Source organism: Sulfurirhabdus autotrophica, from assembly GCF_004346685.1.
Taxonomy (GTDB): domain Bacteria; phylum Pseudomonadota; class Gammaproteobacteria; order Burkholderiales; family SMCO01; genus Sulfurirhabdus; species Sulfurirhabdus autotrophica.
In genome coordinates this window covers 280,002-297,763 of the sequence record NZ_SMCO01000001.1, presented here as the reverse complement: position 1 = coordinate 297,763, position 17,762 = coordinate 280,002, and the positions used below count along the sequence as shown (strand labels likewise).

The following is a 17,762-nucleotide window of genomic DNA, read 5'->3' as shown; positions in this document are numbered from 1 at the left end:
ACAAATTTTAACGCCTTACTTGCAATGAACGTAATGATTTCATTACCACATCATTTAATTCAAATTCTGCCTGGTCGCTAAAAAAATGATTGGCATCATTAATCACAGAAATAGAAGCGCCACTTTCTTTAACCTGGTCTGGCCAGTCTTTCATCATACGTTCATCTTTATTGCCTAAAATAACTTCAATTGGCTTTTTACTGGTCTTGATTGAATTTAAAACGACATTACGCGAGTAACCAAAAAAGGATAAATAACTTTCCGGTGTGGCCATATATTTATCACAGAATGCTATTTTATAAGGGGCAAGCGTATTGGGGCTGTTTTTAAGATTTTGCTTTGCAAATGCAACCATTTTCTGCCGGTCCTGAGCCGTGCTGGTAAAGTCATCATCCGGTAAGCTGATCAATATTCCTTTTTTTACAGATTGATCTGGAGTTTCGTTTAAATAAGACAGAATGACATTGTTTGCCCGACTGTGTCCAATCAAGACAATATTCTTTTGTTTTTTGGAATTAAGCCATTCTACCCACAGCGAAATTTCTTTTTTATCATCTTCCATGATGTGTTTGTGAATGGCTTCACAGCCCAAACTTTGAGCACGTTTGGTAATGCCTAGCGTTAAGGTAGGTGAAAGTGTAGTGTAACCATTACTGGCCAATTCATCGGCCAGTCGGCGTATGGTTGGTGATTCACGCGTTTGCAGGAACCCGTGAATCAGAATGACGGCCGGAAAACCTGTTTTGCCCTCTCGGTAATCAGCCGTTGCAGTAATTTTAGATGTAATATTTAAATCTACTATCTGCGCTTTGGAAATACTTGGGAGGAGAGAAAAACCAGCGAATAGGAGTAGCAGGTAAACATTAACTTTGATGTTGATCAATATCAGCTCCTTATATATGGTATTTATATAATGTTGGGAAGCCAATTGAAATAGTTAGATTTAATTTGTAATTTTGCCCTTACGTGACCATGAGATCAAGCTATTCCTTACATATATTTTTGCTGGCCAGTATTGTCAGCATTTCTGCCTGGTCTGGTATGCACCCGCACGACCGTCTTACATGGTATCTGGAAGTTATGCCGGTATTTATCGGTCTTTTAGTCCTGTGTTTCACTTATCAGCGATTCAGACTGACTGATCTTGCATATCAGTTGATATGGTTGCATGCAGTTGTTCTTTTGGTTGGCGGGCATTATACCTATGCAGAAATGCCCTTATTTAACTGGCTACGGGATACTTATACTCTCGATAGAAACTACTACGATCGGCTAGGTCATTTTTTTCAGGGATTTGTGCCTGCAATCATTGCCAGAGAAATTTTGTTGCGTAATTCTCCTTTGAATAAGGGGAAATGGTTGATTTTTATTGTTATTTGCATCTGTTTGGCAATCAGCGCGTTTTACGAATTGATTGAATGGCGGGTGGCAGTAGCATCAGGGGAAGCCGCTGTCGCATTTCTTGCAACACAAGGGGATGTGTGGGATACCCAGTGGGATATGTTTTTAGCCTTGACTGGTGCAATTACCTCATTGCTGGTAATGAGTCGCTGGCATGATCGTCAACTGGAAGTTTTTCTCCATAAAAAACCATAACGTGCTGGACGTTAGATGCGCATATTGATTAGAAGCTGCAGAAGGTATTATGCGTCGCTATCGTGGTAAAATGGCCAATTCACATATTTAGTCGCTTCAATGCACGATCTGGATTCCATTTTCTCTGAGCAAGGCCCGCTGGCACAGTCTATTGGTGGCTATCGGTTACGTAGCCAGCAGTTGGAAATGGCGCATGCAGTATCTGCAGCGATCAAGAAAAATGAAATTCTGATTGCTGAGGCAGGTACAGGCACAGGCAAAACCCTGGCGTATCTGGTTCCAGCTCTGCTTTCAGGCGGCAAAGTGATTCTTTCTACAGGCACCAAAACCCTCCAGGACCAGCTTTTTAACCGGGATATTCCTGCTGTTCGCGCTGCGCTAAAAGCCCCGGTGACTGTCACCATGTTGAAAGGCAGAGCGAATTACGTGTGCCATTATCATCTGGAGCGTTCAGTCAGTGAAGGACGTTTCATGAATCGTGATGATGTGAAATACCTTCCCATGATCCAGAGTTATGCGCGCACCAGCACCACAGGTGATAAGGGTGGTCTGAGTGATGTGCCGGAAAGTGCAAGCATCTGGCCGTTTGTTACGTCTACCCGGGATAACTGTCTAGGGCAGGAGTGCCCGTATCATAAAGAGTGCTTTGTGCTGGAGGCGCGAAAAAAAGCGCAGGATGCGGATGTCGTAGTGGTGAATCATCATTTGTTTTTTGCGGACGTGATGCTGCGAGATGAGGGTGTTGCGGAGTTGCTGCCTGCCTGCAATACCGTTATTTTTGACGAAGCGCATCAACTACCTGAAACGGCAAGCCTTTTTTTTGGTGAGAGTATTTCTACCAGCCAGTTATTGGAGCTTGCGCGGGATGTTCGGGCTGAAGCTATTGTTTCCGCAAAGGACTTTTCAGCGTTGCCGGATGCTGCCGGAAAAATGGATAAAGCCGCACGGGATTTGCGGCTGGTTGTAAAAGAGGACAGCGGGCGTTTTGCGCTGCAGGTTATCTCGCGTTATTCAGGATTTGATGAAGCGTTAAAATCACTGGTTGAAAAACTGGCTGAGTTACTGGAATTGCTGAAAACGCAGGCAGAACGTAGTCCGGGACTTGAAAATTGCTGGCAGCGTGGTTTGCTCCTTCAGGGAAAAATCAAGCACTGGCAGGAGGATATCGATAATGGTTATGTACGGTGGGTAGAGGCATTCACGCATTCTATTCAACTGAATGCGACACCGTTATCGATTGCAGAGATTTTCCAGAAACAGATAGATGGCAATGCGCGCTCCTGGATTTTTACATCTGCCACGTTAGCTGTTAAAAAAGATTTTGGTCATTACCAGGGTGAGATGGGGTTGATAGACGCCACTACCGGTTGCTGGGACAGCCCGTTCGACTATGAAAATCAGGCCATACTCTATGTTCCTCAAGGTTTGCCAGAACCCAATACAAGGGATTATACAAAATCGGTTATAGAAGCCGCCTTGCCTATTATCAGGGCAAGTAAAGGCCGCGCTTTTTGTTTGTTCACTTCTCTGCGCGCAATGAAAGAAGCTCATGAACAATTGAAAGAAGCCTTTGAAGCAGAGGGCTTGACCTACCCCTTGTTGATGCAGGGCGAAGGGTCACGCACTGAACTGTTGGACAGATTCAGAAGGCTGGGTAATGCGGTATTGCTGGGTAGCCAGAGTTTTTGGGAAGGGGTGGATGTACGAGGTGAAGCACTATCACTGGTCATCATAGATAAACTGCCGTTTGCCCCACCTGATGACCCCGTGCTATCTGCGCGTATAGAGCAGATAAACCGGGAAGGTCGAAATGCTTTTATGGAATACCAGCTTCCCCGAACAGTCATAACCCTGAAACAGGGTGCAGGTCGCTTAATTCGCGATGAAACAGATAGGGGCGTGTTGATGATCTGTGACCCCAGATTATTAACCAAGTCCTACGGCAAACGAATCTGGCAAAGTTTGCCTCCTATGAAGCGGACGCGGGTGTTAGCTGAGGTAACTGATTTTTTTGTAGAGCAGGATAATACAGTTACATCTGTTTAGTGTTTGAATTGGTATTTAATGATGCGTTTTTGGTGCTATATAAGCACATATGTACGTACGTATTATTGCGTGGTTTGGAATCCGAAATTTAATTAGGTAAAAGCGCAAGCTGAATACTTTATAATATCGAAATATGATAAAAATACTGGCATTAGATACATCAACTGAATACTGTTCGCTTGCTTTAAGTTTGGGAAATGAAGTGTTGACTCGGGAAGTACTGGCTGGTCAGCGTCATTCCGAACTTATTCTACCTATGTTGCAGGAAATGCTGGATGAAGCTGATATTACGCTCAATGAATTAGATGGTGTTGCTTTCGGTTCAGGCCCCGGGTCTTTCACCGGGCTCCGCATTGGCTGTGGCGTTGCGCAGGGGCTTGCTTTTGGTGCTGATTTGCCCGTAGCGGGTATCTGTACATTGGAAGCTTTGGCAGAAGGCAGTAATGAATCAAAGGTCATTAGTTGTCTGGATGCGCGTATGGGTGAAATATATCACGCGATATATGAAAAATCTGATGGTCAGTGGAACATTTTAAGTGAGCCAGGGCTTTATTCTCCGCAAAATGCCCCACATATTGATGGAGATGAATGGATCGGTTGTGGCAGTGGATTTTCTGCCTATGGTGAAGCGCTGAAGTTGCAGTACGGAAGTCAGCTTAAAGCGGTTTTTGGCGATGTGTTCCCCCATGCGCGTCACATTGCCAGTTTGGCGATTCCGGTTTTTCAGCAAGGTAGAGCTGTCGAAGCCAGTAAAGCCGCGCCGCTTTATATACGTGACAAAGTAGCTTTGAAGACGAGTGAACGATGAGTGCAGTTTTAAATAATGCCCCTTCATTTCGGCCCATGTGTCTAGATGATCTGGATAAGGTCATGGCATCGGAATTAAAAATCTATTCCCATCCTTGGACGTTTGGTAATTTCCGCGATTCTTTAAACGCCGGTTATAGTTGCTGGATTTATGAATACGGCGAAAGCCTGATTGGTTATGGATTGGTCATGCTGGCTGCAGGGGAAGCCCATTTGCTCAACGTAGGCATTGCTAAAGAATGGCAACGACAGGGTATGGGCAGAAAATTGATGCAGCATTTGATTAAAGTGTCCCGTGAATATCAGGCGGAATTCATGTTCCTGGAAGTACGTCCCAGTAATATCCCCGCCATCAGGCTTTATGAAGATATCGGCTTTAATGAAATGGCCATCCGCAAAAATTATTATCCAGCGCATGGTGGTAGAGAAGATGCTGTATTGATGGGCATGACTTTGTGAGCGCAATGCGTGAGACCTATCTGAAGGAAATGGGATTGTGGCCTGTTTGGCGCTTGCGTAGTGCTACGCCACAACAAGGCCCAGAATCGGCTGCACCAGTTGAAGTTGTGAGTGACCTGAAGCGAGTTTCCCCACAGGATTTGGTTGGTCGAAGTGCGGCAATCCAGCAAATGGATTGGCAGGCGCTCAGGCAAAGTGTTGCTGAGTGCGCAGCCTGTAATTTGTCTGAATTTCGTCAGCAAACTGTTTTTGGTGTGGGCGATCAATCCGCAGACTGGCTTTTTGTTGGGGAAGCGCCAGGTGCTGAAGAAGATGCCAGCGGCGAGCCTTTTGTCGGTGCATCTGGTCAATTGCTGGATAATATGCTGAGAAGCATTAAACTGAACCGTAGAAAAAATGTGTATATCACCAATGTGGTGAAATGCCACCCAGTTGGCAATCACGATCCGAAAACAAATGAAGCAACTGCTTGTGAACCTTACCTTAAACGACAAATCACATTGATCCAGCCAAAATTGATTGTGGCACTCGGTGCTGTGGCCGCACATCGTTTACTGAATACTGATGAGAGTATTGCCCATCTTCGCGGTGCAGTGCACACAAGTAACGGAATTCCTTTAATTGTGACGTACCACCCGGCCTATTTGCTTCGTAGCCCGCAGGACAAGGCAAAGGTGTGGGATGACTTATGTTTTGCAGTGAAAACCATGAATGACGTAATCTCAGTTCAAGATAACGAATTTAATTAATGTTTCAATTGGAGAATGCTATGCGCAAAAGCTTGTTTTATGTTGTGCTGATGATGGTGAGTTTGACTTTAAGTGGATGTGGTTACAATACTTTTCAGACTTCCGATGAGCAGGTTAAGGCAAGCTGGGCGGAAGTGCTGAACCAGTATCAGAGGAGGGCCGATCTGGTGCCTAATCTGGTGAATGTCGTCAAAGGATATGCGAGCCATGAAAAAGACGTGTTCGTCCAGGTGACTGAAGCAAGAGCAAAAGTGGGTTCCATTCAGGCTACACCGGAACTGATTAATGACGAGCAGGCATTTGCCAAGTTTCAGGCAGCACAAGGCGAATTAACTTCATCGTTATCACGCCTCATGCTGGTTGCTGAAAACTACCCTCAGTTAAAGGCGGATGGCTTGTTCCGGGATTTGCAGGCTCAGCTTGAAGGGACTGAAAACCGGATTACAGTTGCACGTAACCGCTATATCAAATCGGTTCAGGAATATAACGTCACGGTACGTTCTTTCCCAAGCAACCTGACAGCTATGGTGTTTGGTTATAAAACCAAGCCATCATTTACTGTTGAAAATGAAAAAGAAATTTCAAAAGCGCCAAAAGTGGATTTTGGTGCGCCAGCTGCAGCGGGTAGCAAGTAATCAAATCTGATCGCAATAACCTGCTCGGAGCGCCAGCAATGTTTCGGTGGCTGATTACTTGTGTGCTATTGCTGGCATTCGGTTTTGCTTCGGCGGATGTTGCCGTTCCGCCTTTGCAAAAACGCGTCACAGATTTAACCAACACACTGACGACATCGCAACAAAGCAAACTGGAACAAGAGTTAGCTGGTTTTGAGACCCGAAAAGGCAGCCAGATTGCAGTACTGATTATTCCCACCACAGAACCTGAAACGATTGAGCAATACGCAATTCGGGTTGCAGATGCGTGGAAGCTTGGTAGAAAGGGTGTGGATGATGGTGTGCTGTTATTGGTTGCCAAGGATGACCATGCTCTGCGGATTGAAGTCGGCTATGGACTGGAAGGGGTGATTCCTGATGCCATTGCCAAGCGGGTGATTAGCGAAATCATGTTGCCTTATTTCAAACAGAATGACTTTTTTGGGGGAATTGATGCAGGGGTAACGCGGCTCATTCGACTTGTAGATGGTGAGCCTTTGCCACCCCCACGCAAGAAAAATGTGTCATGGTCCAGTTTTGAAGACTATCTCCCCGTTGCTTTTATGGTGATTTTTGTTGGTGCAGGTATATTGCGTTCAATTTTTGGACGTGTTTTGGGTGCATCTATTGTTGGCAGTATCGTGGCGATTATTTTCTGGATGGTGATAGGTTCCATTATTGGCTCTGTGATTGCGGGTATTCTTGCATTTGTGTTCTCGTTAGGTGGCGGACGGAGCAGCGGAGGCAATTGGCCTGGTGGTGGTTTTGGAGGCGGCGGCTTTGGAGGCGGAGGTGGCGGGTTCAGTGGGGGCGGTGGCGGCTTCGGTGGGGGCGGTGCTTCGGGTAAATGGCGGGAAGCGTTGAGTCTAAGGCTGTACCCAGTAATGACGCCACCAAAATTACTGCTGGAGAAGCCATGAACCTTATGCGTATCATCAAGCATCTGCTGACTGATCGCTGGGCGGTTCGCCGCGCTTTTCCCGCACACGCTATGCAGGCAATTGAAGATGCAATTCGGTTGGCTGAAAAGACCCATCAAGGGCAGATTCGCTTTGCAGTAGAAGCATCCCTCGACATGATGCCGTTATTGAAAGGCCAAACTGCAAGAGAGCGCTCAATTGAAGTTTTCTCTCAAATGCGTGTATGGGATACCGCTCAAAATAACGGTATTTTGATATATTTGCTATTTGCCGATCATGATTTTGAAATTGTTGCTGACAGGGGCATACATGCACATGTCGGGCATGATGGGTGGGAAGTCATTTGCCAGAAGATGGAACTTGCTTTCAAGCAAATGCAATTTGAAGCAGGGGTGATTACAGGGATTAAAGCGGTTAGTGAGCACCTGATAAAACATTATCCAGGAAAAGGTGCGAATGCAAATGAGCTATCCGATACGCCGGTTCTGTTGTAACGGGTGAAAAAAAAGCGGCCCAGAGGACCGCTTTAATAATGTGCATGCAACAGGTGTTTAACCTATCCAGGCATGCTCCATGACATCCAGGCGCAGGTCTTGAGAGAATTTCTCTCCGCTGGCATCTACAGACAGCGTAACAACGCGGATACCTGGTGTAGGGAATGAGATTTCATGCGTAAAGGTACCTGGTAAACTAACTGTCTTTTCTGCAACCACTTTACCTGTGACATCTGCAATCTTGCAATTAGCCTGACCAGTCCCGTCAAGTAACACCTGAATACGGAAATTTTCATTGGCGCATCGGCGATATACTTCTGGATCGCGGTTGGCATTGTATTGTAGGTTATTCATTTTTATGAGTTTAACCAGCTTCTTCATATTAGCATTCCATTATTTTGTGAAGTTGAGTAAAATGATCGGGTATTATAAAGCAATCAATACATTTTAGTTGGTTTAATCTGAGTAGTCTAGTCGGGAATTAGCAACCATAATATGGATCACACAAATTTAATACAGGTTTTTGATAGCGTAGACGAGCAGACTCGGGACCTTGAGCGTATTCTTTCGTCAAGAGGTTCATTACCATTACTCGAGACAGTTGATCATGCGATAGGATTGATCAGGCAAATGATTATTGCTTACATCGAAGATTTGGGCGAGAAAAATTTACCGGCAGAAACAGACGAAGTTCTCGATGTGTTTAAAATTCTGGTGAAGGGTGATCCTAGCTGGAATACGATTCGAGACAATATTCGCGAACTTGTCTATTACAAAAACTGCATCACCATGGACCGTAATGATGCATTGCCTCCAGTGCCTGAAAAAATGGCTGTTCGTACTTTGAGGCATCTTTTCCTGTTTATGAAAACCCGCTGTATGCGAGAAGGTCGATTAGGGGATTAAAATTTCACGTTGTGCGTGTGTTTACACATGCCATTTTGGTCATTTACTTTCGCCTTTGTGGAAAAATCTGAAGGATATGAAATGAAGAAGTTATTGAATCGTTTACGCGGTGTTGAGCGCGATATTCTCCAACAACCAGATGAATCCAATGCGCCCTATTACGAAGCCCAGGCAAACGAGGTAGAGATTTTTGAAGCCGCGTATAAGAAACGCTTGCCAGTCATGCTGAAGGGACCAACTGGCTGTGGAAAAACGCGATTTCTTGAATACATGGCGCATCGATTGCATCGTCCGTTAGTGACAGTATCCTGCCACGAAGATTTGACCAGTTCTGATCTGGTAGGGCGTTTTTTGCTGGAGGGGGAACAAACCGTATGGCAAGACGGGCCTTTGACCCGAGCTGTTAAAGCAGGTGCAATCTGTTATCTGGATGAAATCGTTGAAGCACGCACCGATAGCACGGTCATTATCCATCCTCTCACCGATCATCGCCGTCAATTACCGCTGGAAAAACGGGGAATGGAGATCGAAGCCCATGAAGACTTCATGCTGGTGATTTCCTATAATCCCGGCTATCAAACCGTCTTGAAAGATTTGAAGCCTTCAACCAAACAGCGTTTTATCGGAATTAACTTTGATTATCCTAATGAAGAGATTGAACGGAAAATTCTGCGTAGCGAAGTGCCAGAACTACCTGAAGAATTAGCCCATAAACTTGTAGCCGCCGGGCGCAAGGCCCGAACCTTGAAAGACCATGGCTTGGAAGAAGCAACTTCTACACGTGCTTTGGTTTATGCGGCAAACATGATGAGTGCAGGTATTGCGCCAATTGAGGCTTGCCGTGCCGCGATGGTCAATCCCATAACGGATGATCCGGAACTGGCAGAAGCGTTAATGGAAATTTTCCGTGCGCATTTTGAGTAATTAATATTACTGCTAATAACGAAATACTGGGCGCCATCCAGCAAGTACTTCATGAGTTGGCTGAAATCAGTTTTGTTGCGCACCGTGACACGACTGAGGCTCTGCCAGTTATTGAGGCACAGGGTGAAGAAGTCACATTAGTGTGGGTAAAAGCATGTAAAGCCATGTTTTTGCATGACCGTGATGCAGGCAAGGCCTTTATCAGAGGTAGTGCCCTTGCTGTAAAGGCCAGTGGAGAAGTACTGTTCTGGACTGAACAAGCCCTGAAATTTACTCAGTGGCGCGCCTCCTGGAAAGCAGTGGACGGTTTTATGCTAAACCTTCCCGATGCCTATGAAATCTTGGGCAAGGAAGGTGAAGCGCGCTGGGTGGAAATTGGATTAAGTTGGTGTGAGCGGCACCTGGATAGCGGTGGCATTTATTTCCGTACACCCATACAGGAGCTGGCAAGCAATCTTGGTGTAAAAGGGCTGGAAGAACTGCTGGAACCAGCGGAAGATCTGTTTTCTACTCGAAGGCTGGCATTAGGCACCTATTTAGGTGGTGCCATCCGAGTAAGAAATTTGCTGGGTATCGATGCTGTTGTGCCTTGGGCCAGGCGAGGAGCAGATATTCTTCAGGCTGGCAGAGTGCGTGGTGAAGCTTTCTTTAAGCTGGAGTCTGAAGAAAGTATTGCCATTCTGCTGGAAAACTTGCCCGGCTTCCGCATGACCGATCACCAGCGGCTATTACAGTTGCTGATTGCTGCCTGGTTTGGTGAATCGTTTGATTTGCTGGAGGGAAACTGGTCGCCAGACAAAGGTCGTGCATTTGTTGAAACGGATGGCACCGCGCTGTTTGTGCCGATTGCCATGCCTAGTCGTAATGATGCGATTTTGAGTATTTTGCATACGGCAGGGCATCTGGTTTTTTATTCTTACGAACGCCGATATATCGAAGCGCTATTTGAGGCGGCAGGTATGGCACACCCGCCACTGGATACCGATCAGCGTATTACCTGGCGTCCGCTATTTGCTGCTTATGGCGAAGATATGCTGCGTTTTCAGCTGATTTTCGATCTTTGCGAAGATTTACGGATTGATTGGCGTATTCATCAAATTGTGCCGAACTATCTTGCCCGCATGATCCGGGCGGCTGAACAGCAACCTTTGCCAGAATCTGCTGCTGGTGAATATTATCAAGTTGCCCTGAAAAGCTTGCGTTATGCGCAAACACCGGTTGATGCTGGTAATGTTTCTGCCTGGTTAAGTGATCTGAAGCCATTGCTGAATGAAACGGCTACCATTGTGGACGCTTTCCGTATAGCCAATCAGATTTATAGCAGCACAACGCTGCCCCCTGTTGCGCTGGAAGAGCGGCAGCAAGCCTACTTGCCTGGGCGATCACCTAATGCTGCCCGACCTGTTTACCCAAGAGCTGAAATGGATCGTGCTGAGTTAGGCACCGGGCAGATGGATAAAGATGATGTTGTAGCCCATGACGAAATCCGCCCTAATCCTGATCAACGGGAGATTCCTAAAGCAGCGGAAGGTGATGATCCGGATTTTGATATTCCCCCCGAAGAGACCAAGGGCTCCGGTGGTCGAGTAGGTGTGGGTATACCCCAGCCGGCCAAAGTATATGGCTACGCCAAGGGGCATGGCTTAAGCGAAAAAGGCACGCCCTATCAGGAATGGGATTACCGGGATGGGCGTTATAAGCGAAACTGGGCTTGGGTGCAGGAAAAAAAACTGGATGAGACAAACCTGGCAGAAGCAACGCGCTTATTAGCTCAGTATGCACCTGCACTAAAGCGACTTAAACGCGCGATTCAGTCCCAAAAGCCAACCCGCATGGCACCGTTGCGGCGCCAGTTTGATGGCGATGAACTGGATCTGGAAGCAACCATGTCGTATATCGCCGAGAAGCGGGCGGGTATGTCCCCTAAGGCCAATATCTATCGCCAGAGAGTGGTGCAACATAGAGATACTGCAGTCATATTGCTGGCTGATATTTCCACTTCAATTATGGCGCAACACCCGGATGGAGGTGGCAGGGTAGTAGATGGTATTCGTGCCGGATTATTGCTGTTTGCTGAGAGTATGGAAGAAGTAGGTGATCCCTATGCGATTGCCGGCTTTGCTTCCAAATACCGAGACAATGTCAGCTACTATCCGATCAAGGATTTTGATGAGTCTTTAACTACGCCTATCCGCGCTACCATTGGTGGAATTTCTGGACGGCTTGCAACACGTATGGGTACAGCAATCCGGCATGCAGTAAAACGCTTTGATGATGCCCCTAGCCATCGCCGGTTGTTATTGATTTTGTCTGATGGGCGGCCGGCTGATTACGACGATGGCGGCGATGAACGCTATCTGCATGAAGATACGCGTATGGCCGTTAAAGAAGCCGTAGATTCCGGCGTACATCCATTCTGCATCACGCTGGATGCATCAGGTAACAAATATCTGCCGCAGATATTCGGACCTGGCCATTACCTGGTTCTGGACCACATCAACGATCTCCCTAAAAAACTGCCGGAAGTTTATTTGAGATTAAGGCGATGACAGCTCACTGCATTTACACCGCTGCTCCTGACTCAATGCTTAATGGTGTATCTAGTGAAAATGAATAAATAATGGAAAAATTTAGCGAAAATCCCTCAGAACCTACGCAAAAAGCCACTTTTATTGGTGCCGCTAAATATCGTCGTAAAATGTATGGTTCTAATCATCCGTTGGCTATTCCCAGAGTGTCGCTAACTTTTGACTTGATCAATGCCTACCATGCACTATCTCAGGACGAATATAAAATTGCTCGTAAAGCGGCCGATTATGAACTGGCCTGGTTTCATACGGCAGACTATATCGATGCGATTAAACGAGCCGAGGTACTGGGTCGCGTAAAAAATGAATATCGCCAGATACATCAGTTGGGAACATTGGAAAACCCGTATTTTGAGAATTTTTTCACGATTCCGGCAACCGCAACTGGTGCCAGTGTGCAGGCAGCAGAAGAAGTGATCAATGGTCGAATCGGGTTTAATCCAGCTGGCGGCATGCATCACTCACGGCCTGATAAGGCCCAGGGCTTCTGTTATTTTAATGACCCGGTACTGGGTATCACCCGTTTGCGCCAAGAAGGCTGGCGGGTGCTTTATATTGATATTGATGCCCATCATGGGGATGGCGTGGAAGAGGCTTTTATCAATGATCCTGAAGTGCTGACATTATCATTGCACATGGATGCAGCCTACGCTTATCCGTTTAATGGAGGGCAGCTATCAGATTATGGAACTCCGCAAGGCGAATTCAGTACGATTAACGTGCCGTTACCACGGGGCACTCACGACGCAGAGTATCGTTCGGTGTTTGACGCTGTCTGGTATCCTGTAATTAAGAAATTCAAACCGGGTGCAATCGTGTTGCAGGCCGGCACGGATATGCTGGCAGCTGACCCGCTGGGCAAATTCCAGATATCTACTGAGTGTTTTCTGGAAACAGTTGATAAAATCATGCGCTCAGCACCCCAGCATCCTGATGGTACGCCGCGCTTACTTGTGACGGGCGGAGGGGGGTATCATCCACTGGTACTGGCGCGAGCATGGGCTGGGCTTTGGGCGCTGCTTTCAGGGCGAAAATTGCCCGTTGAAATTCCGCCCCAAGGCAGCGAATTGCTCCGTGCTGTTGACTGGGATATGGATGAAGATGAGGATTATTTTGAAAACCTGTTTGTTTCAAGATTGGATCATCCTCAGTTACAGCCGGTACGGGATGAAATAACAAAATTGATTACGCTTTTTCAACAACATCCATTCTTTAATAATTGAGTCATCACCAAGGTAATAAAACCTGGAAATCCAGGTGATACAAACAACCCTATGAAAACAAATTTGATTCCCGGCTTTGCTACGCGCGAAGCAACTGAGCGGTACACCCAGACTTTTGGCAAAAATTGCGCTGAAGGCCATTACAGCGACTTTATCAATTTGCATCTGAAACTTTCTTCGATCGGACTTGGTACATTTCCGGGTGCTGCAACCGATGAAGTAGATGGGCAATATGCTGAAATTATCAGCAAAGGGTTGCAAAACGGGATCAACGTGATCGACACTGGCGCCCATTACCGCTATGGACGTTCTTTGGGTGCAGTTGGCATGGGGCTTAGAAAGGCATTTGAAGCCGGCGTCAGCAGGGAAGAGTTATTTCTGGTTTCCAAAGGTGGTTTTCTTACTTTTAAAGAGGGCCCGCCACAGGATATGGCCGCATGGTTTGATGCGGAAATTGTGAAGAAAAACCTCGGCAATCTGGATGATCTCACCCAGGCACATCTGCTTAATCCACGTTATATCGCCTTTCAACTAGAGCTATCACGCCAAGCCATGGGGGTTGAAACGCTGGACGCATTTCTGATTGATCAGCCGGAAGTGCATATCCCGAGAATCGGGAAAGAAATGCTGAATAAAAAACTGGAACAAATTTTTGTTGTATTGGAACAAGCTGTGAAAGATGGGCGCATTCGTTACTACGGTATTTCAACCTTTAGTGGTTTTCGTGTTGAAACGGACGATAAGCTGTTTCAGTCTATCACTTCGCTTCAAGGCTTGGCTGAGCGCGCAGCCAAAATTGTGCAGGGCGATGTGATGGCCAAGCACCACTTTAAAGTAGTACAAATGCCGTTTAATCAGGTCATGCTGGAAGGCTTTACCCGCTTTAGCCAGACAACAGGGCAGGGGAATATAGCCGGAACTTTTCAGGCTGCCCATCAGCTCAAAGTTTATCTCATGGCTAGCCACACGATGTTTAAGGGGCATTTGGCAACGCAGTGTACTGATACTGTTCTTCAGAGTATGTCTCAATTAAAAAACCACGCCCAGCGTGCGTTGCAATTCAACCGTTCAACTCCTGGGTTAGGCACGACACTGGTCGGGGTCAGCACACCTTCTCATTTGGAGGATGTTCTGGAAGTAGCCAAAATGATGCCGATTGAGAAAACAGCTTATCTGAAGATGTATCAACGTACTGAATAATACAGAGGGAAGTTTAGTGCGTTTTAGTGCAATAACTTCCTGCCCTGAGCCCACTTTCTGCTGATGATGTGTTAGAAATTTTTTGGCAAGCAATCATGTGCCAAAACGACTTTAGTCATAATGTCCTCCAATATTTTATTTTTACAAAATAAATATTATTAATATCATCATGTTACGATAATTTTCCCTGACATATCTTCGTGGCCGCTGCCGCAGAATATATCGCAAACAAACGGAAAAGTCCCTGCTTTGTCCGGTACTAAGTGAACCCGTGAGACTTTTCCAGGAATAATGTCGGTGCGAATTTTAAGATCTGGTACGTTGAAGCCCATCACGACGTCCAGTGTGGTGAACTCCAGTACGACCGGCCTGTCTTTTTTCAACATAATGACGTTTGGTGCGTAATTGAATTTTTTTGCCACAATCTGGATAACTTGCTCGTTTGTTGGGTTTGTTTGAGCATTCACAAAAGCACCAAACAAACCTGTACCAACCGCAGCAGCCAGAATGAAAATCTTGAATCTACCTGATTTTATTTTCATGACGCTATCCTTTAGACAAGGGGAATTCTGTAATAGCGTATTCGGCTTTTTTAACCTCTGCCTCGACCCGGCGAAACCCTAATCCTTTGTATGGTTGTGCTGGATCCCATGGTAGAGGTGCGCGTTTGGGTTGCGAACCGGCAATCGGCAAGGGAAATATGAGCGATTTGGCAGCATGGTGGGAGATATGACCCGTCATGTGATGGTGTTCCTGATGGATGTGCCCATAAAAAACCGTGACATTGGGGTGTGGCATAAGTAACTCCACGGCTTTGGCTCCATCGCGAGTGGCCCAGTCCCATTGCGGGTAAAGATCAAACAATGGGCGGTGGGTAAATACCACGATCTTTGCATCATTCGGTAATTGTTTCAGATCAGCCGCGAGCCACTGTAATTGTTCCTCACCAATGATAGCGCCTGGGTCTGAAACATTGTCGAGTACAATAAAGTGAACGCCTTTGTGGTCAAAGGTATAATGGGTCTTGCCGAAGAATTCCTGATAGGCCTCGCCCCGGTCAAGTGAGGCATCGTGTTCACCCGGCAAGAAACGAATGTCTTTAACTTTCAGTTCACTCACGATATCACGGAACTCTGCCATACGTTTCCTGCGCTCTTTTGGGTCGTCGGTAGTGTGGGTCAGGTCGCCGGTAAATACAATAAAGTCCGGTTGTAGCTCCAGACTATTGACCGCAGTAACGGCTTTTTTCAATGTGCCCTTAGCGTCTGGATTGGGTGGTCCTTCGAATCCCCAGTGCATGTCTGATAATTGGACGAAGTAGAAATCGTCGTAAGCGTTACCCTCCCTTCCGGCTTTGTTGGCAGCACTGGATAAATTGCCCAGGCCGGAGGCGAATACCACACCGCCTAGTCCAGCCAATTTGAAAAAATCACGACGGTTTATTGTTTTTTTCATGCTGTGCTCCTAATTAGGTTATCTAGAAATTAATGGGTAGTAACGTGCAATACCGTTTCTGTGGATTATTTATTCCCTTCATTTAGAAAAAGTATTATTGCGTAAATAAATTGGCTGGATTTGATTGAGGTGTTTGCAAACGCGTGTCGTTATTTTTTGCGTTGTCATTATCGAGATAATGAAAGCTTTGTGACTATTCAATGACCATGAATCGGGATTTAAAACACTGGTTATGGAATAAAATGGTTTAATGATTGGTATTGCACTTTGAAGATAATGATAAATGGCGGCCACTGAAGCAATGAAAGCACGGCGATTTGAAGAGATTGTATTGCCGCATCTGAATATGGCTTACAATCTGGCGCGCTGGTTGAGTCGCAGCGACCAGGATGCACAAGATATTGTGCAGGAAGCTTATTTGCGCGCCTACAAATTCTTCGATGGATGCCATGGGGAAGATGCGCGAGCCTGGCTGCTCGCTATCGTCAGGAATACCACCTACACCTGGTTGCAACAAAACCGCGAGCATGTAAAGAACACGCCATTCGACGAAGAGGTTCACGGCCTTGATTCAGAGGGTTCGGCCACATTGATCAATCAGGCAGACAACAATCCCGAAGCAATTTTGGCGCGAAATGATGATAAACGGCAAATAAACCAATCTCTGGAGCAATTGCCTTTGGAGTTTCGTGAGATATTAGTATTGAGAGAACTGGAAAATTTATCCTACAAGGAAATTGCCATTGTTGCGGGTATTCCCATCGGAACGGTGATGTCGCGTCTCGCGCGTGGCCGCAAAATGTTGCTGGAATATCTTGCGCGGATAAATGAAGGAGTTAAGTGATGGATTGCAAAGAAATCTTGGCGCTATTGCCAGCCTACGTGGATCAGGAACTGGGTGTGTCGGAGTCTATCGAGGTCGATAATCACGTGCTAGGCTGTCTGTCTTGCCAAAACGAATTAGCAAGCCAGAATGCTCTGCGCGGCGCACTTAAAAAGCACGCTACTTATTTCAAAGCGCCTAACCATCTTGAAAATCATATCAGAGCTGCGTTACCTTTGGATAACGCTCATTCTGGGCGGTCGGGAAAGCCTGCCTTGAAATGGTTAGGACCATTCAACTGGTTTAGTTTTGGCACTGCGATCACCTCGGTTGTTGCCCTTACATTGAGTGTCAGCTTCTATTTGGCCATACCTTCCCCCAATGACCTGCTCGCGGAAGACGTGGTTTCTAACCATGTACGTTCATTGATGGTTAATCATATTGCTGACGTCACTTCTTCTGATCATCATACGGTAAAGCCTTGGTTTAACGGCAAGCTAGACTTTTCACCAACCGTCAGTGATCTGACCGCGCAAGGGTTCCCGCTGGTGGGCGGCAGACTCGACTACCTCGATCATCGGTCGGTTGCGGCGCTGGTTTATCGTCATCGCCAGCATCTAATTAATGTTTATATCTGGCCTGTCGCCAACAAACAAAACATTGCAGTGAAGACATTGTCGAGCCAAGGCTATCAGTTGTTGCACTGGGCCGAGGGTGGGATGGTCTATTGGGTGGTTTCCGATCTAAACCCGCGAGAGTTATTGTTCCTCGCTCTTATTCTTCAAGCTCAGGGGAGTCAGGGGTCAAGTTGAACGTGTTAAAGTACTTGCACAAGATAAATGTATTTCTGATTCTGTCGACTTAATAGACCTTTTACGTCAAGGCCAACGCTGTCCGAAAGGGCGCACGAAGGTAAGTT

General features: G+C 46.4%; 19 protein-coding genes. 15 read left to right on the top strand and 4 right to left on the bottom strand.

The genetic code is table 11. The features are described 5' to 3' along the window. Window positions 1-7 precede the first annotated feature (7 nt). Window positions 8-883, bottom strand: coding sequence for an alpha/beta fold hydrolase (locus EDC63_RS01505; protein WP_124947715.1), 876 nt, complete (start codon window positions 881-883; stop codon window positions 8-10). An 89-nt stretch (window positions 884-972) separates the two neighbouring features. On the opposite strand from EDC63_RS01505, the gene EDC63_RS01500 reads away from it, so the two are divergent. From EDC63_RS01500 to EDC63_RS01465, 8 genes are all read left to right on the top strand, one after another. Then, window positions 973-1,596: a DUF2238 domain-containing protein gene (locus EDC63_RS01500; protein ID WP_124947716.1), complete on the top strand. Its 624-nt coding sequence runs from the start codon at window positions 973-975 to the stop codon at window positions 1,594-1,596. A gap of 99 nt (window positions 1,597-1,695) precedes the next feature. Further along, window positions 1,696-3,642: an ATP-dependent DNA helicase gene (locus tag EDC63_RS01495; protein ID WP_124947717.1), complete on the top strand. Its 1,947-nt coding sequence runs from the start codon at window positions 1,696-1,698 to the stop codon at window positions 3,640-3,642. A gap of 136 nt (window positions 3,643-3,778) precedes the next feature. Continuing rightward, on the top strand, window positions 3,779-4,450 hold the full coding sequence (tsaB, locus tag EDC63_RS01490) for a tRNA (adenosine(37)-N6)-threonylcarbamoyltransferase complex dimerization subunit type 1 TsaB (RefSeq protein WP_124948015.1): 672 nt from the start codon (window positions 3,779-3,781) through the stop codon (window positions 4,448-4,450). Continuing rightward, window positions 4,447-4,908 carry a ribosomal protein S18-alanine N-acetyltransferase gene (gene rimI, locus EDC63_RS01485; protein ID WP_124947718.1) on the top strand — a complete coding sequence of 154 codons (462 nt, stop codon included), beginning with the start codon at window positions 4,447-4,449 and terminating at the stop codon, window positions 4,906-4,908. The genes tsaB and rimI overlap by 4 nt, the downstream gene beginning before the upstream one ends. 5 nt (window positions 4,909-4,913) lie before the next feature. Then, window positions 4,914-5,657, top strand: coding sequence for a uracil-DNA glycosylase (locus EDC63_RS01480; protein WP_124948016.1), 744 nt, complete (start codon window positions 4,914-4,916; stop codon window positions 5,655-5,657). Between the two features lie 20 nt (window positions 5,658-5,677). After that, window positions 5,678-6,292 carry a LemA family protein gene (locus EDC63_RS01475; RefSeq protein ID WP_223248429.1) on the top strand — a complete coding sequence of 205 codons (615 nt, stop codon included), beginning with the start codon at window positions 5,678-5,680 and terminating at the stop codon, window positions 6,290-6,292. Window positions 6,293-6,330: 38 nt separating this feature from the next. After that, the gene (locus tag EDC63_RS01470) at window positions 6,331-7,230 is read left to right on the top strand and encodes a TPM domain-containing protein (protein ID WP_124947720.1); all 900 of its coding nucleotides are present in this window, start codon (window positions 6,331-6,333) and stop codon (window positions 7,228-7,230) included. Further along, entirely contained in the window at window positions 7,227-7,724 is a 498-nt protein-coding gene (locus EDC63_RS01465) for a TPM domain-containing protein (protein ID WP_124947721.1), read from the top strand. The genes EDC63_RS01470 and EDC63_RS01465 overlap by 4 nt, the downstream gene beginning before the upstream one ends. Window positions 7,725-7,781: 57 nt before the next feature. On the opposite strand, the gene EDC63_RS01460 is transcribed toward EDC63_RS01465, so the two are convergent. Then, window positions 7,782-8,078 carry a hypothetical protein gene (locus tag EDC63_RS01460; RefSeq protein WP_223248430.1) on the bottom strand — a complete coding sequence of 99 codons (297 nt, stop codon included), beginning with the start codon at window positions 8,076-8,078 and terminating at the stop codon, window positions 7,782-7,784. 141 nt (window positions 8,079-8,219) lie between these two features. On the opposite strand from EDC63_RS01460, the gene EDC63_RS01455 reads away from it, so the two are divergent. The 5 genes from EDC63_RS01455 (at window position 8,220) to EDC63_RS01435 (ending at window position 14,565) form a co-directional block, all read left to right on the top strand. Beyond that, on the top strand, window positions 8,220-8,630 hold the full coding sequence (locus EDC63_RS01455; protein ID WP_124947723.1) for a hypothetical protein: 411 nt from the start codon (window positions 8,220-8,222) through the stop codon (window positions 8,628-8,630). Window positions 8,631-8,711: 81 nt separating this feature from the next. Further along, window positions 8,712-9,554, top strand: coding sequence for a CbbQ/NirQ/NorQ/GpvN family protein (locus tag EDC63_RS01450; protein WP_124947724.1), 843 nt, complete (start codon window positions 8,712-8,714; stop codon window positions 9,552-9,554). Between the two features lie 56 nt (window positions 9,555-9,610). Beyond that, window positions 9,611-12,103, top strand: coding sequence for a nitric oxide reductase activation protein NorD (locus EDC63_RS01445; RefSeq protein ID WP_223272266.1), 2,493 nt, complete (start codon window positions 9,611-9,613; stop codon window positions 12,101-12,103). Between the two features lie 71 nt (window positions 12,104-12,174). Further along, entirely contained in the window at window positions 12,175-13,365 is a 1,191-nt protein-coding gene (locus tag EDC63_RS01440) for an acetoin utilization protein AcuC (RefSeq protein WP_124947726.1), read from the top strand. A gap of 51 nt (window positions 13,366-13,416) precedes the next feature. Continuing rightward, the gene (locus tag EDC63_RS01435) at window positions 13,417-14,565 is read left to right on the top strand and encodes an aldo/keto reductase (protein WP_124947727.1); all 1,149 of its coding nucleotides are present in this window, start codon (window positions 13,417-13,419) and stop codon (window positions 14,563-14,565) included. Window positions 14,566-14,732: 167 nt separating this feature from the next. Here EDC63_RS01435 and EDC63_RS01430 read toward each other — a convergent pair whose 3' ends face one another. Continuing rightward, window positions 14,733-15,107 carry a cupredoxin domain-containing protein gene (locus EDC63_RS01430; protein WP_124947728.1) on the bottom strand — a complete coding sequence of 125 codons (375 nt, stop codon included), beginning with the start codon at window positions 15,105-15,107 and terminating at the stop codon, window positions 14,733-14,735. A 4-nt stretch (window positions 15,108-15,111) separates the two neighbouring features. Then, a complete protein-coding gene (locus EDC63_RS01425; RefSeq protein WP_124947729.1) occupies window positions 15,112-16,020 on the bottom strand; it encodes a metallophosphoesterase family protein in 909 nt (302 codons plus the stop codon). A 283-nt stretch (window positions 16,021-16,303) separates the two neighbouring features. On the opposite strand from EDC63_RS01425, the gene EDC63_RS01420 reads away from it, so the two are divergent. Both EDC63_RS01420 and EDC63_RS01415 read left to right on the top strand, forming a co-directional pair. Next, window positions 16,304-16,864, top strand: a complete 561-nt coding sequence (locus EDC63_RS01420) for a sigma-70 family RNA polymerase sigma factor (RefSeq protein ID WP_124947730.1) — start codon at window positions 16,304-16,306, stop codon at window positions 16,862-16,864. Continuing rightward, window positions 16,864-17,655 carry an anti-sigma factor family protein gene (locus EDC63_RS01415; protein ID WP_124948017.1) on the top strand — a complete coding sequence of 264 codons (792 nt, stop codon included), beginning with the start codon at window positions 16,864-16,866 and terminating at the stop codon, window positions 17,653-17,655. Before EDC63_RS01420 ends, EDC63_RS01415 begins: the two co-directional genes overlap by 1 nt. The last annotated feature ends 107 nt before the right edge of the window (window positions 17,656-17,762 follow it).